This window comes from Flavobacterium sp. AG291, assembly GCF_003350375.1.
Lineage (GTDB): Bacteria > Bacteroidota > Bacteroidia > Flavobacteriales > Flavobacteriaceae > Flavobacterium > Flavobacterium suzhouense.
Map to the genome: position 1 here is coordinate 184,123 of NZ_QQAR01000004.1, position 15,821 is coordinate 199,943.

A 15,821-nucleotide genomic window follows, 5' to 3' on the forward strand; every position below is an offset into this window, starting at 1 on the left:
ATTATAAAATCTTTTTTATTTCAAGTAAGTGATTGATTTGCATTATTGAAGCAGGAGCTTCAAGATTATGCTCATTAAAAAAAATAGCCTCCATACCGCAGTCAATAGCTCCCTGTACATCGGCCTCAATACAGTCTCCTATCATTATACTTTCTTTCCTGTCGACATTTGCCGCCTTGAGAGCATATTCAAAAATACCCGCATGGGGCTTCTTGCAACCAGCCAGTTCAGAATTTGTAATAGTATCGAAGTAATGGTCAATATTAGCATTTTTCAGCTTACGTTCCTGAACTTCGTCAGGACCATTAGTTATAATATGCAGACTATACTTTCCTTTAAGATAATCCAGTACTTCAACAGCACCTTCAAAAAGGTTGTTATTTTCAGGCAGCAGCCTTATGTATCGCTGCGAAATCCTTTCCAACAGAATATCATCAGCGGTAAAATCGATCAGCAAAAAAGTATCTTTTAAGCGCCCATAGCGCAACTCCTGTTGCGTTATTTCACCATCACGATATAACTTCCAGTATTTAGCATTTATAGGTGAATAATGCTTATTAAATTCCTGATGGGAAACTTTGATATCGAGTTCTTCAAAAATAACCTGAAAAGCAAGCGCAGAATTTTTTTCGAAATCCCACAACGTATGGTCGAGATCAAAAAAAACAGCTCTCTTATTAGTTATCTTCATTAGTTACCTTTAGTAATAACAGCATTATCTACATGATAAATCCAGTCATCAACGTCAGTATCATTGTATCTGAAAGTCCCTTCAACAGTTACATATTGATCGGTCTTAAGCTTAATATTCGGATTTTTAAACTTTAGCCCCATGATGGTCTCCGGTCCTGCTTTTCCACAAAAGAAACAAGAAGCAAAAACATTTTTGCTCAGGGCATAGTTCTTATTATCAATAGGCACGATAAAACCACTCATGGTAACGGGCTTTTTGTTTTTTGCCTTAAGTGTAGGGTTAATTACCGGATACATTACCCCTTCAGGATAATCTTTGCTTGGCTTTTTAAGGTATTTTATCTGAGCTAACAATTTCCACGTAAGTGTATCATTAGCGGTTATGTAGGTAGCTTCTCCTTTCGGTTTGTTAACCGCAGTATCTGAAGGTGTACCAAGTGACATTAAAACGAACCCCGAAACAATAAGGGCAAAAAATAAATAAGTCTTACGCATTTGCAAGAGTTTTTGAAATATTTAAACTATATGCTTTCACGGCAGGGATAACCGCTGCCAAAATCCCTACAAAGATAGTGAGCAGGAACAAATATCCTTCCTTTTCCCAAACAAACTCAAAAGGATTGAATGACATTTTAAATTCATCCTCCGATGAACCCGAAATAAACACCAGTGCTATCCTACCAACAATCGTTCCAAACACATAGCCTGTAATACATAAAAGAAGGCTTTCTATAAGAACAAGAGATAATAACTGTAAACGGCTTGCACCATTAACGCGCAATAATGCAAATTCGTATTTCCTGTCCTTTAGCGTATTGAATAATGCTATAAAAATACTGATTCCAGATATTAACATTATACCATATGCCAGATACTGTAATGCATTAAGACCAATACCAAATAAAGTAAACAGCCTGTTGATTTCTATACCCGGAAGAGCTGCCTGCATTTTAGTATTTTGGGCAATAATCCTTGGCCACATAAAAATTGCATTCTTATTCCTGAATTTCAATAATACGGCTGTTATTTCTTTTCCTTCTTCATTAACTACAGTAGCCTCTTCATGATCATGGTCGTGGGTTTCCCCAACATGGCCATCATGATCATGGCTGTGTGTTTCGTCTGTATGGGCTTCATGATCGTGATTATGGACTTCTTCAGCGTGATCATGATGATCATGGGTATCAGCAACAGCCTCGTGTGCATGGTCGTGTTCCTCTTCTGCCCCTTCTTCATGCTCATGATCGTGCATTGCCCATACGCTTTGTATATTACACAGTATAAGATTATCTACAACCTTACCTGTAGGCGAAGCTATTCCTGTAACGATATAAGAATGGCTATCATGCACCTCTCCTTCTTCAGCATCCCCATGAGAGCCAAAAAATTTATCACCTACTTTTATCCCCATTTTTTTGGCGATTTCACTACCAACCACAACTTCAAAGTCTTTGATAAACACTTTACCGTTAGACACTGTCGCTCCGTACTTTGAAAGATATTCAGGCGTAGTACCTACTATACGAAAACCTCTGTAATTATCTCCAAAAGCTAATGGAATAGCGCTTTTAACAAAAGGATGGTGCATCCATTTTTTTGCTTCAGTATAATCAATATTACCGGTAGGAGCATCTACCTGATAAACCGACGACAATATTAACTGTAACGGACTTCCCTGTGCACCAAGCACCATATCCACACCATCAATATTATCATTGAATTTTTTTTCGAATTGCTGCTCCAATAGTATCAGCAAGGTTATGATTGCAACACTGGCTGTTAAGAGTATAATGCTTAGTGCTGTATTTAATGGCTTGAACCAAATATTTTTCCAGGCTATTTTTGTGATCATTACAGAGAGATTTGGTTAGGAAAACGGTCTTTTAACCTTTGATCATGTGTTACAATTACCAATGCAGTTCCAAACTGCTTTGCAAGATGACCGAGCATATCGGCAACTTTAAAAGCATTCTCATCGTCAAGGCTCGAGGTTGGTTCGTCGGCTAATAACAGCTTAGGCTCATTAATAAGTGCGCGGGCAATTGAAACCCTTTGCTGTTGGCCAATACTTAATTGTGATGGTAATTTATGAAGATGCTCTTTAAGATCAAGCTGTTCTAAAAGCTGTCTGGCCTTATCGCCAGCCTGTTTACCTGTTGCCAGCCATGAAGCCAGCACAACATTTTCCAGTACATCCAGTGAAGCAATAAAATAAGATTGCTGTAACACCAGCCCTATATTTTTTCCCCTGAAATGATCCAGTTGTTTTTCTGAAAGAGTAACAATATTGGTATCCTCTATAATTATGTCGCCATTTTGGGGTCTTTGCAACCCTCCTAAAAGATGTAAAAGTGTAGTTTTTCCTTTTCCGGAACCTCCTGTTATCAGAAGGCTCTCTCCTCTCGATGTGGCTATATCAGGAAAGCTGAATGCTGTCCCTTGCCCATAAGAGAAGTTTATATTTTTTGTACTTATCATGCCAATTTGTAATTGACCTGCAATTTAGCGAAAAGAGAATGATAAAAAAAGTTAACACTTAGGCATTGTGCTCAACATTATGGTTATTTCTCATCTCAAAGACAATAATACTTTGCAACATGCCTTTTTCTTTATCATCATTTTCAAAAGCACGTTCAAGATTTAACTCATCATCCTGAAGAGCATCAAGGCAACGTGCATAAATAGACTTGCGGCTTTTAAGGTCTGTCATTGATAAATCCAGGCGAATTTCCAAAACAGAACGATGAATGTAAGGATCACTTATATAGACTTTAGCGTGTTCCCTGTCATAATTTTCAGTAAGATTAAAATCGACAAGTTCAAACTGGTGTTTTTCAAGTTTTTCAAGTACCATCGCAGGCAACTCCCTATCCCTTACTTCCGGCTCATCGGGCAAATCAAACTCCCCATCATATTTAAAGGTCATAGTGTAGTTATGCATAGCTATTTTTTTTTTTATTTTAAAATTAAAACATAAACTATAACCCCGTAAATTAATTAACAAAACGATAGGAAAGGTTTAATTCAAAATACTGATTACATTAAGATTACTTTTTAATTTACACTATATTTGCCCTATCAGGATTGCTTTATAAAATAATACCGTAGGCAAAAGCAGGTCTTTTGCAGTTTCCGGAGCATTTCCAGCTACCGGAGAAATAATCTATTATTATTTAATAAAGTACATATATGAAACCTACCATAAAAATTGCCGTTATCGGCGGCACCGGAAAAGCCGGAAGCTTTTTGATAAAAGAGCTCAAAAAGCACCATATCAAATTTAAAGCAATGGTTAGAAATCCTGAAAATTCGAATTTCTCTCCTGAACAATTTCTGAAAGGCAATGTAAGCGATTACGAGACTTTCGTATCACTACTTAAAGACTGTGATGCTGTTATAAGCATGCTGGGCATGGGTATCTCGCCAAATCCATCAACGATTTTCACGACTTCAACGGCTAATATTATTAAGGCTATGGAAGAGACAGGCATTAGACGTTATATTGTTATAACCGGATTAAATGTTGACACTCCTTATGATGATAAAGGAGAAAAGTCTAAAATGGCTACCGGATGGATGATGACACATTATCCCGAAACTACAAAAAACAAACAACAGGAATACGAACTACTTGTTAAGAGTGATGTAGACTGGACAATGGTTCGCTTGCCTATGATTATGCAAACCGATGAAAAACCGGAAATAAACATCAGCCTCCTGGATTGTCCGGGTTATGCAATCAGCGCGACATCACTTGCTAAGTTTGTCATTGATCAGATTGACGACCCTACCTATATCAGGAAAGCTCCTTTTATAGCAAATATTTAAACTGTAACGGTGAGCCAAGGCTCACCGTTTATTTTACAAAATCCCGTCATCAGCAAAACTTAAATAACCATTTTCGGTTACTATAACATGATCAAGAACATTAATACTTAAAGCCTGCCCTGCCGTTTTAAGCTGACGTGTTATCTGCTTATCAGGTTCACTCGCCTGTAATATGCCCGAAGGATGATTGTGTACCAAAATTATACCCGTAGCGTTTTGCTCTAAAGCGGTTTTAAACACAATACGAACATCTACCACAGTACCGGTTATACCGCCTTTACTAAGCTGTGACTTATAAGTAACCTTATTAGAGTTATTCAGGTATAACACCCAAAACTCCTCATGGGGCAATTCACCAATTATAGGCTGCATGATCTCAAACACCGCCCGGCTTGACGTAATTCGCTTTAAATCAACTCCGGCTTCATCACGTCTTCTTCGTCCAAGTTCCATCGCCGCAGCAATAGTAATAGCCTTAGCTTCGCCAATTCCTTTAAAACTCATTAATTGCTGTAAACTCTGCTTACCAAGCGCATTAAGGTTATTATCTACACTGGCTAATATCCTTTTACTCAACTCAACCGCACTTTCATTACGGCTACCCGAGCCTATAAGTATGGCAATGAGTTCGGCATCACTTAAGGCTGCCTTTCCCTTAAGCATAAGCTTTTCACGTGGCTGATCGTCTTCCGCCCAGTATTTAATTGAGAAATTACCTGTAGATTCTTCCATAGTAAGATGTAAAATACTAATGTACAGAAAATGACTGTTGAAATTATACTATATGAGATATTTCTTTCGTTTCAAAACAAAACAATCTCACTATGAAACACATACTATTTGTGCTTTTATTAGCATGCACTAACAATGTCACCTCTGATACTACAAATCTGAAACCTACAAAACCTAAAGACTTTTATGAAAAACTTTCAGACGCGGCAATATCTATAGTCAATCCTTCAATTGAATACGACCCCACCTATTTCACCATTCCTTACCCTAATGGCGATGTTCCTAAAGACAAAGGCGTTTGTACCGATGTTGTAATTCGTTCCTATCGCAAATTGGGTATCGATTTACAAAAAGAAGTGCATGAAGACATGAAAAAGAATTTTGACAAATACCCAAAAGCCTGGGGATTAAAATCCACCGATTCTAACATAGACCACAGACGCGTGCCTAACTTACAGGTTTTCTTTTCCCGTTTTGGAGAAGTACTTCCCAAAACGCAAAAAACTGCCGATTATAATCCCGGAGATATCGTTACCTGGAGATTATCCGACAGACATGTGCATATTGGAATGGTTGTAGGCAAAAAAGCAGCATCAGGAAGATACCTGATCGTGCATAATATTGGCTCAGGACAGGTAATGGAAGATGTGCTTTTTAACTATGAAATTACCGGGCATTACCGATATAAAAAATAAAAAAACAGGGGCTAAAAAGACAGTTATTGGTTTGGATTGGTTGGATGGATTGGATTACCAAAATTTATCATCATGCCTTATGCCCCTGTTAATGCTAAAAAACCGGGCCGCCTTTATGACTTGCTAAACCTAAATTATTAGACCTCTAAAGAAAAAATTACACTACTTTTAATTAAAAACTTTAAAATCTAAAAATGGCGAACCCGGAATACCTAAAACTTATTATTTGAAATTTTAGGCAACATTAGCACATTTTTTTATTGAATCTTAATAAGGCGGTATAAATAAGCGCGGGAAAAAAGTGACATAATCGGGTATTTTAAGTGACATACTTACTCTAAAACTTTATTTTTCAAGCAACTAAAAACCCTACTAACAGAAAATAAGCTTTCTACCAGCAGGGTGTAAAAAATACATCTGAAACATCATATAGTACTTTCAGATACTCAATAAATCATCTATTTCTATTTCAGATCATAAGAAACAAGTCTGTATTCTATGAAACCTGTCGCGGTTGATATATACCTGTACTTTTTAATGACAAAACCGATACCGGGAGAATACCCCTCTACAACCCCTACTCCCTCAGGCAAATTTTTATCCGGGTAAGGAGTAAAATAACCTGAATATGGGAATACTTCATAATTTTGCCCCTCTACCGTTATGGTAGTCTTATCTTTTAAAGTATAAGTTGTAGTACCAAATTCATAATTTAAATTTGCAGGACGTGTTTCTGTAAAACTACTATCGGTTCCCGGATGTAAAACCCTCCCTAAAGAATTAATAAGATGACCCGATTTGTCAATTCTTAAAAACGCTTCTCCATCCAACAAATCATCTGCACTTGTTAGTTTAAAATATTCTTTTCCATCGATATTTTCAATTCCAACAACTTTTACAGTATCTGTTTTACCGGAATAATTTTCCTGATCTCCATTTATAGTATATCTTTTATACACCCACTCGTTCCCGACTTTAAGGTTAAAGAATTCTTTTTTGTTGTTGTCATCATCATTAGAACAAGATGACAAAGCAATGACAATAGCCATTATTGTTACGATTTTTTTCATAGTGATTGAAGTTTGATTTATAAGCATATAACCAAAATCAAAAACTTATATTGTACTGCAAAACCTACAATTTTATTGTTTTAAAACAAAAAAAACCTGCTAAGTTTTCACCAGCAGGCTATTTATATAAGTTATTTCAACTATATAAGATTCTTTACTTCATCAAAATTAAGCCCTCCATAGTTACCCGAACTCATCAGCAACAGAGCAACCCCTTCAGAACCATACTTTAGGTTATAAAGATAATCCTTAAAAGCATCAGGATTGGTATAGATAATCAGGTCCTCGCGATTGAAGGCTTTAGCTATCTGCTCATAAGTTACTTCCTCCAATTGTTTAATCTTTACTGCATCAGGAGAATAGAACACTACCGCCACATCAGCATTATCAAGCGCTCCTTCATATTCTTTCAGGAATTCTGCATTAAGGCTGCTGTAAGTATGGAGTTCCAGACAGGCAATAAGGGTTTTATCAGGATACTGCTCTTTTACAGCTTTAGTTGTTGCAGCTACTTTACTTGGCGAATGCGCAAAATCTTTATAGGCTACATTCTTACCATTCTGAGCGATTTTCTCTAGACGTTTACTTGCACCTTTAAAGCTGGCAATAGCCTCATAAAAATCAGCCTCATCAACACCCATATTTTGACAAATCCATTTTGCCCCGGCAAGATTGTTCAGGTTGTGCGCTCCAAAAACTTCTATAGGCATAGGCCCTTCAGGAGTTTCAAGAAGCGTTACCCCATTCTGAACAGTATATTCAGGAGTATGATATGCTAATTTACGGATAGGGTTTGTAGCTTCTTCTGCAACACGTTTTACTTCCGGATCATTCTCATTATAAACTAAAATACCACCGTTAGTAATTTTCTCGATAAATATCTTAAACTGGTCAACGTAGTTCTCATACGTTGGGAATACATTGATATGATCCCAGGCAATACCACTTATTAAAGCGATATTCGGTTGGTATAAATGGAATTTTGGCCTTCTGTCCATTGGTGAGGACAAGTATTCATCGCCTTCAAGAACAATAAAATCATTTTCTTCTGTCAGGTGCACCATCGTATCGAATCCTTCCAGCTGAGCTCCCACCATATAATCAACATCAATATTATGATAGTGCATAACGTGTAGTATCATGCTTGTAATGGTTGTCTTTCCATGAGAACCACCTATAACCACACGGGTTTTATTTTTAGATTGCTCATACAGAAATTCAGGATATGAATAGATCTTCAAACCTAACTCCTGGGCTTTAAGCAATTCAGGGTTATCGGCTTTGGCATGCATTCCTAAAATTATAGCCTCGATATCAGCTGTTATCTTTTCAGGAAACCAACCCATTTCTGCCGGAAGCAGTCCTTTCTTTTCGAGGCGTGAACGTGAAGGTTCAAAAATGGCATCGTCGCTGCCCGTTACCTGATATCCTTTTGAGTGAAGTGCCAGTGCCAGATTGTGCATAGCAGCACCACCTATAGCTATAAAATGTGTACGCATTATTTTATTTCTTAAGACTTCAAATGTAGCCAAAATGAAAGAATTATATAGTTGTAAAAAACAAAAAAATCCGCTTCTCAATGAGAAGCGGATTTCTTATGAATATGAACGTAATTATATAATTATTTTACGATTGTCATCTCGTCAACAATGTGTTTAGCATTTGAGTATTTGTCGATTACCCAAAGTACATAACGGATGTCAACGTTGATGGTTCTTTGAAGGTCTTTATCAAAGATAACGTCACCGGCCATAGCTTCGATGTTACCGTCAAACGCAAGACCGATAAGCTCACCTTTGCCATTTAGTACCGGAGAACCTGAGTTACCACCTGTAATATCATTATCCGTAAGGAAGTTTACAGGCATATAACCTGCTTTATCAGCATACTGACCGAAGTCTTTTTTCTCATAAAGCTCAAGAAGTCTTTTCGGAAGATCGAACTCCTCATCATTTGGTTTGTATTTAGCTACTTCACCCTGCATAGTAGTGTAGTAGTTTTTCTTAGCATCGTTTCTCTTATCTTTAGGAAGCGAACGTACTTTACCGTAAGTTAAACGCAGTGTGCTGTTAGCATCAGGATAATATTTAACATCCGGATTAGCAACTCTAAGACCTTCTACAAGTAAACGGAATGATTTAGAGAAATCAGCATCAAGTTTTTGCTGCTCTTCAGATTTAGCTCTGTATTTAGTCATCAAATCAGATGAAAGAAGGTAAAGCGGGTCATTTTTAAGTGTCTCAACACTTGGATTTGCCAACCATGCTTCAAGTTTCTCTTTCGTACCAAAGATACTATTGTCAAATGCATTATTTACATAAGTAGTGTAGTTGTAATTGTTCTCTTTGCCAATTTTAGCAACAAGCGGAGCAATTTCGTATCCTGTTGATTTAGTAGCGTAAAGATTAAGCTGCGCTGCAAGCACATCTTTCTCTATAGGCAGGTACATTGTACCGTATACTTCTTCGATATAAGCATCAAGATCACCTTTCATAGCCGCTCTTCCTGATTCATTAGAGTTAGCATACTGCTCAAGTCCACGACCTAAACCTGCTGGTGTAGCTGCAAAAGCACTTGTTCTAAGCATACCTACAAGGTAGTTATCATGACGCGCTTTCTCGTTTGTTTTAGCATAGTAACCGTTAATAGTAGTGATTACATCCCCATACTTAGCTTTGTTCTCAGGCTTGTTAGCCCATTTGTTGAACTCAGCTTCATTTTTAGCTTTAGTCGCTGCTGTTTTGTGCTTTGTAAGCGCATCGATCATACCCTGGCGGTTTTTCCAGTAATTGGCAACCTGAGCATATTTAGATGCATAGTTAAGACGCACTTTCTGGTCTTTGTCCATATGCACCTTCATTTTGTCCATACCAAGTTTAGATGACTCAACCCAGGCAGGGTAAGCATACTTAACATTCTGCTCGATACCACCAGCCGGCATCCAGCGGTTAGTACGGCCCGGGTATCCAAGGATCATTGCAAAGTCGTTCTCCTGAACACCTTTTAAACTTACAGGTAGGTAGTGTTTAGGTTTTAGAGGAACGTTTTTCTCAGAGTATTCAGCTGGGTTACCGTTTGCATCTGCATATACACGGAACATTGAGAAATCACCTGTGTGACGAGGCCACTCCCAGTTGTCAGTGTCTCCACCAAATTTACCAATGCTCTCAGGAGGTGTACCTACAAGACGAACATCGTTATAATCCTGGTAAACAAAATAATAGAATTCATTACCCTGGAAGAAAGAACGAACAGAAACTACATATTTACCGTTCTCACTGTTTTCTTTTTCGATAGCAGCGCTTTCCTGTTGGATAGCTTTTTCTCTTTCTGCTTCAGTCATATTAGGATTAAGTTTCCCTAATATTCTTTTTGTAGCATCGTCCATTCTTACAAAGAAACGAACTGAAAGGCTTTTTGGCTTTAGCTCCCCTGCATGGTTAGCAGCCCAGAAACCATTTTTAAGCCAGTTAGCTTCAGGAGTAGAAAGTTCAGCGATTGCCTCATAACCGCAGTGGTGGTTCGTAAGAACAAGTCCGTCTTTAGAGATGATCTCAGCTGTACAGCCACCATTAAACTGAACGATAGCATCTTTTAAGCTATGGTTGTTAATGCTGTAAATCTCTTCAGTTGTTAACTGAAGTCCCATTTTCTGCATATCCCTGTGATTAAGACGCTCAATGAACATCAAAAACCACATTCCCTCGTCAGCTCTTACCGGCAGAACCATGAGTGACATGGTAAGGAATAAAATAATTTTTTTCATTTGTTGTGGATAAAAGTTAATAGTCGTTAGCTAATAGTCACTGTAAATTCATTTTTGTTACAGCATAACCACTAACTATTTTTAAATTTTGTGCTGCGAAGATACTTTTTTTTGAGAATTCAATAAAATTATAGGGTTGTAAAAACTATGTAAAGAATACATTTTCCCGTAAAAAAAAGATGCCTTTCGGCATCTTATTACTCTTTTGATAACCCAACCATGGCCAGTCCTTTTTTCTTTTCAGATTCCGGCAGATAGTCGCGTTTATTTAAGTGGGTATAATATTCCTGTATAAAAGCCTTAAATCTGTTGATATCTTCTTCGTCTGCTTTGGTTATATGCTTAATAAGATTATGCTTCCCAAGCGGGTCTTTTCTGTAATCCGATTTAAGCAATACATCTTTTTCATTGAACAGATAGTAATAATCATCGGTTATAAAATTGAAAGCACCATTGGAAAAATTAATCACAAAATGATTTTTGGCAGCCTCTTTATCAAAGTGATCTTTACCAAAAGCGAAATACGGTTTGTCATAATTCATCATTCCCAGCAGTGTAGGCATAATATCAATATGCTGCATAATCTTATCATCTTTCGCTTTCATTGTGCTGCCCGGCTTAAAGAAGAATATCGGAATGGTATAGTCAAACGGCGCCTTTTTAAATTTCTTATTATCTGCCCCTGATGAATGGTCGGCAGTAATTATAAAAAGAGTGTTTTTATACCATGGTTCCTTTTCAATGCTTTTAAAGAATTCACCCAATGCATAATCTGAATACTTTATAGCACGGTGAATGGGCAATGTGCCCTCGCTGAACTGTTTGGGTAATCCCGGAGGAATAGCATACGGATGGTGTGAAGACAGCGTAAAGAATGTAGCAAAAAATGGCTTGCCGGTATCACTCATCTTATTAAGCTTTTTGTGAACAAAAGGCATGAACTTGTGATCCCATATACCCCATTTACCGTCAAAATCAGCCGTGCCATTCTCCTGCTCATATTCGCCACGGGAGTAGAAATTCTTTATCCCCGTATTTTTACCAAAAGACACAAATCCCATAGATTCTTTTACAGCTCCATGAAAGAACGCCGTATTGTACCCCATATCGTTCATACACTGTGGCAATGCATAATAAGGAGCCACCGAGTTAGGCATTGACAAAAAGTGTTCTTTAAATGTTGGTATTGATGCCCAGATAGCGGGAAGAGCATCTACCGAGCGGTAACCATTCTGATGTCCGTTAGTAAACAGATAACCCTCCTGAAAAAGTGAGTCAAGAAAAGGAGTATTGGTTTCCTGTCCGGGTTTAAACTGATCTGAAAGGCTTTTTATATGAGCCTTACCGAAACTTTCCAATATAATAACCATTACATTGGTTTTTCTGTCAATATCAAACGCCTCTAATATTTCAGGATTATGAGTGGTAGGGTATATATTTTCGGCAATCTTATCATCAAAATATTTCAATGCCTTTGCCTCTTTCGACTTACCTATTGTCCTAATAAAACAAAACGGATTACTTAGCATAAAAGAGGTATGCGTAGGGTTTTCGGTATACAGGAATGCATCGTTCATACCTATAGGAAACGATGCCGCTGAAAATGTAGCTCCCCTCACAAAGAATACCACTACTACCATCATTGCCAAAAAGTAACCACTATTAACGATATAATATCTTTTAGGAGTAACAGTTTCATTTTTTTCTAAAAACTCCTGTTTTCCTTCACATGAACATTTATAGCTTTGGTATAAAATAACCAGCAATAGAAAATAAAAAATAAAGCCGTACCAATAGTCTGCAACAAAATCAGCTAAAAGCGGCACAAAAGCATCTTCTCCCAAAAGAAAGAAATCGCCCAATACAATTCTTGCCTGTTTGAAAGGGTAATAAAAAATATCGGCAACATTAATCAGCAAACCCAGTCCATTAGTCACCATAAACACCCAGAACATTACTTTACGATACATTTTATTCTCCCTGAAATGGAATGGAATCAAAGACATAACGATAAATAACAAATTGATGTAAATTATAGAAACCGTATCAAACATCAGGCTGCCTCTTAAAAGACTTAACACATCTTTTCCCTGTATCGGATCAATAAGATCACTATTAAAGTATAAAAAAGCGAGACGGCATAACATAAAAACCACATACACCGTAAACAGTCTCACTAACAAAACAAAAAGACTGTTTTTATAATTGAATTTCATAATATTTTGCTATCAAATAGTTATAAAAATGTTAACTAAAAATTTTTACGATGCAAAGATATAGGGTTTTTATTAAAATTAAGTTAACAAATGCGATTATTTAAACAAATGTTTAATTTTTAATGTATTGAAAACTAAGTATAAAACACAAAAAAAGCCTACTTAAAAGTCGGCCTTAGTATATTTAAGAATAGTATTAGTTGTTCAGCATTTGCCAAAGCTTATCCTTCAGTTCAGTAAGTCCCTGTTGCGCAACAGACGAGATAAACATATAAGGCATACCTTTAAATTCCTTATCAAGTGCTGTTTTCATTTCAGCCTTAAGTTCATCGTCAAGCATATCGCATTTAGAAACCACAATCAGCCTGTCTTTATCAAGCATTTCAGGATTATAACGTCTTAGCTCATCCAGAAGTATATCATATTCTTTTTTGATGTCTTCAGCATCCGCAGGAATCAAAAACAATAATGTTGAGTTACGTTCAATATGCCTTAAAAAATAATGTCCTAGTCCTTTACCCTCTGCAGCCCCCTCAATGATTCCGGGAATATCGGCAATTACAAATGATTGGAAATCTCTGTAGGCTACAATCCCTAAATTAGGTTTAAGAGTCGTAAACGGATAATCGGCAATTTTAGGCTTAGCAGAAGTAAGTACCGATAGTAATGTTGATTTTCCGGCATTAGGAAAACCTACCAAGCCAACATCAGCAAGAACTTTAAGCTCAAGAATGATATCGCGTTCTTCTGCAGGCATTCCCGGCTGCGAATATCTTGGCGTCTGGTTTGTTGCACTACGAAAATGCCAGTTCCCCAAACCTCCTTTACCACCTTTGGCTACAATTTGTTTTTCGCCATCTTCTGTAATCTCGAAAAGTATTTCGTTAGTTTCTTTATCACGAACCACAGTTCCCAACGGAACCTCAATGTATTTATCCTCACCATCTGCACCGGTACTGCGTGCACTACCACCATCGCCACCATGGGTAGCTTTAATGTGTCTTGCAAACTTAAGGTGATACAATGTCCACAAACTCTTGTTCCCAATCAGGTAAACATGTCCTCCACGGCCACCATCACCTCCATCAGGCCCACCCTTTTCAATAAACTTTTCTCTGTGCAGGTGTGTAGACCCTTTACCTCCTTTACCGGAAGACACATATATCTTTACGTAATCTACAAAATTCCCTTCTGTCATGCTTTCCTGTTAATTGTTTATTGTTTTGTGGTTGTGGGTGCAAAAGTAAGCTATTTTTATGAATTTGCCTATTTAAGCCACTTTAGACAAAACAGAACTTATTAAAAAACAAAACGGGGCTCAAGTGCCCCGCTTCATCAAGTTGACAAAATTTAGTAGTCTCTTTAGTTTCTTATAAACATTTTTACAGCCTGAGCGTTATTGCCATTAAGCTTAATAAAATAGGTGCCTGAAGAAAGGCTTTCTACATTAATAGCTGTTAGAGATGCATTAATTTTTCCATTAAGAAGCACCTTCCCCGAAACATCCACAATGCTGTAATCGTGAATTGGGGAATTTTCAGCTAGAGCAATGTTAAGGATGTTGTTTGTTGGGTTTGGATATACTGTAACTGCATTTGACAGTGACGGATCATTAACTCCTAATGTACAATCAGGATTAGCAGTAATTGTTAATGGGTTATCATAAGTACTCATTATGTTATTAGCACATACAGCCATTGCTGCATCAACATGGTACACACCCGGAGTAGTCGCTACATAGCTTGCTTCATAACCATCCTCTAAAGGAAGACCGTCTTTAAACCACTGAATATTGATATAATCTTCTGCAGCTCCCGGTAATGCCAATGCAACTGTATCACCTTCACAAAGCAGGTAATCAGGACCATCCATTTCTACATCTTCACTTGGTGTTGCAGTGAATGAAAGCGGTAACCAGTTATAACTGTCAATAAATATAGTATTCGACTCATAAGAATCTTCACCAATTGTTGCAACTACTTTTAAAGTAGCCTGATCATAAGTATTCCAGTCATATTCGAAAGATGCAACCGTAGCGCCTTCAATAGCTGTGAATTCTTCCTCATCACCAAATTTTGCATACCATTGGTAGGTATCATAACCTACTGCATTAGTTACGAAAGTCAGCCCGTAAGTGTCCGGACAAAGCATAGTATCTCCCTGAATCACGAGTGGAGATGGGGTAGCCGGACCACAATCGTCGCTTGCAACAACATTTACAGGTATTGATGCTGAAGTAGCATTAGGACATATTTCTACCCCTGCAACTACATTGTAAACACCTGGCTCAGTAATAGTGTAAGTAATTGAAGTTGCCCCTTCAATTGCAACACCATCTTTATACCATTGAACAATGGTATAAGGCTCAAGAACTGTTTGTACAATTTTTGCTCCTGTACACATTACATACTTTTGCTGTAACGTTTCTTCATCAAATTCAAAATGTACGTTACCCTGAAGTTGGTTTCTTATTAAAAGACTAGACCAGTTATAACTGTCAATCTGAATTTCATTTGACTCATACGTCTGGCCATCTTTAGTAACTACAACTTTTAAAAGTGCTTGGTCATAAGTATACCAATCATATGTAAATGATGCAGCGTTAGCTCCTTCTATAGCTTCGAAGTCATCATTTAAAAACCAATACTTGAAATACCACTGATAAGAATCATATTCATCAGTATTTGTTATCATTGCTGTTCCGTCTGTGTAAGGACACAACATTACATCACCTTCAATAGTCGGCGCCTGTGCAAATACTCCCCCAGTAAACACAATGAAGAAGAATGCGAATAGTTTTTTAATCATTATAGAGTTCATT

General features: G+C 37.4%; 14 protein-coding genes. 2 read left to right on the plus strand and 12 right to left on the minus strand.

Going from position 1 to position 15,821, the window contains the following annotated elements:
• Position 1 precedes the first annotated feature (1 nt).
• From DEU42_RS06545 to DEU42_RS06565, 5 genes are read right to left on the minus strand one after another with little or no spacing between them, the layout of a single operon-like run.
• Positions 2-691 (minus strand): YjjG family noncanonical pyrimidine nucleotidase, encoded by a 690-nt coding sequence (locus tag DEU42_RS06545; protein WP_114757479.1) that lies wholly within the window; start codon positions 689-691, stop codon positions 2-4.
• Positions 691-1,188, minus strand: coding sequence for a hypothetical protein (locus tag DEU42_RS06550; protein WP_114757480.1), 498 nt, complete (start codon positions 1,186-1,188; stop codon positions 691-693). Before DEU42_RS06550 ends, DEU42_RS06545 begins: the two co-directional genes overlap by 1 nt.
• Positions 1,181-2,545 (minus strand): FtsX-like permease family protein, encoded by a 1,365-nt coding sequence (locus DEU42_RS06555; protein WP_114757481.1) that lies wholly within the window; start codon positions 2,543-2,545, stop codon positions 1,181-1,183. Before DEU42_RS06555 ends, DEU42_RS06550 begins: the two co-directional genes overlap by 8 nt.
• A complete protein-coding gene (locus DEU42_RS06560) occupies positions 2,545-3,171 on the minus strand; it encodes an ABC transporter ATP-binding protein (protein WP_114757482.1) in 627 nt (208 codons plus the stop codon). Before DEU42_RS06560 ends, DEU42_RS06555 begins: the two co-directional genes overlap by 1 nt.
• 58 nt (positions 3,172-3,229) lie before the next feature.
• Positions 3,230-3,634 (minus strand): hypothetical protein, encoded by a 405-nt coding sequence (locus DEU42_RS06565; RefSeq protein WP_147278072.1) that lies wholly within the window; start codon positions 3,632-3,634, stop codon positions 3,230-3,232.
• 248 nt (positions 3,635-3,882) lie between these two features.
• Here DEU42_RS06565 and DEU42_RS06570 point away from each other — a divergent pair, with 248 nt between their 5' ends.
• On the plus strand, positions 3,883-4,521 hold the full coding sequence (locus tag DEU42_RS06570; protein ID WP_114757484.1) for an NAD(P)-dependent oxidoreductase: 639 nt from the start codon (positions 3,883-3,885) through the stop codon (positions 4,519-4,521).
• A gap of 33 nt (positions 4,522-4,554) precedes the next feature.
• On the opposite strand, the gene radC is transcribed toward DEU42_RS06570, so the two are convergent.
• Entirely contained in the window at positions 4,555-5,253 is a 699-nt protein-coding gene (gene radC / locus DEU42_RS06575; protein WP_114757485.1) for a RadC family protein, read from the minus strand.
• A gap of 92 nt (positions 5,254-5,345) precedes the next feature.
• On the opposite strand from radC, the gene DEU42_RS06580 reads away from it, so the two are divergent.
• Positions 5,346-5,948: a DUF1287 domain-containing protein gene (locus DEU42_RS06580; protein ID WP_114757486.1), complete on the plus strand. Its 603-nt coding sequence runs from the start codon at positions 5,346-5,348 to the stop codon at positions 5,946-5,948.
• A gap of 464 nt (positions 5,949-6,412) precedes the next feature.
• Here DEU42_RS06580 and DEU42_RS06585 read toward each other — a convergent pair whose 3' ends face one another.
• The 6 genes from DEU42_RS06585 to DEU42_RS06610 all read right to left on the minus strand — a co-directional run bounded on the left by DEU42_RS06585 (position 6,413) and on the right by DEU42_RS06610 (position 15,808).
• Positions 6,413-7,018, minus strand: a complete 606-nt coding sequence (locus DEU42_RS06585) for a hypothetical protein (RefSeq protein ID WP_147278073.1) — start codon at positions 7,016-7,018, stop codon at positions 6,413-6,415.
• A 140-nt stretch (positions 7,019-7,158) separates the two neighbouring features.
• The gene (locus DEU42_RS06590; RefSeq protein ID WP_114757488.1) at positions 7,159-8,517 is read right to left on the minus strand and encodes a UDP-N-acetylmuramate--L-alanine ligase; all 1,359 of its coding nucleotides are present in this window, start codon (positions 8,515-8,517) and stop codon (positions 7,159-7,161) included.
• A 122-nt stretch (positions 8,518-8,639) separates the two neighbouring features.
• Entirely contained in the window at positions 8,640-10,784 is a 2,145-nt protein-coding gene (locus DEU42_RS06595) for a S46 family peptidase (RefSeq protein ID WP_114757489.1), read from the minus strand.
• A 197-nt stretch (positions 10,785-10,981) separates the two neighbouring features.
• On the minus strand, positions 10,982-13,000 hold the full coding sequence (locus tag DEU42_RS06600) for an LTA synthase family protein (protein WP_114757490.1): 2,019 nt from the start codon (positions 12,998-13,000) through the stop codon (positions 10,982-10,984).
• Between the two features lie 196 nt (positions 13,001-13,196).
• Positions 13,197-14,198 (minus strand): GTPase ObgE, encoded by a 1,002-nt coding sequence (obgE, locus tag DEU42_RS06605; protein WP_114757491.1) that lies wholly within the window; start codon positions 14,196-14,198, stop codon positions 13,197-13,199.
• Between the two features lie 164 nt (positions 14,199-14,362).
• Positions 14,363-15,808, minus strand: coding sequence for a T9SS type A sorting domain-containing protein (locus DEU42_RS06610; protein ID WP_158537858.1), 1,446 nt, complete (start codon positions 15,806-15,808; stop codon positions 14,363-14,365).
• Positions 15,809-15,821: the final 13 nt, after the last annotated feature.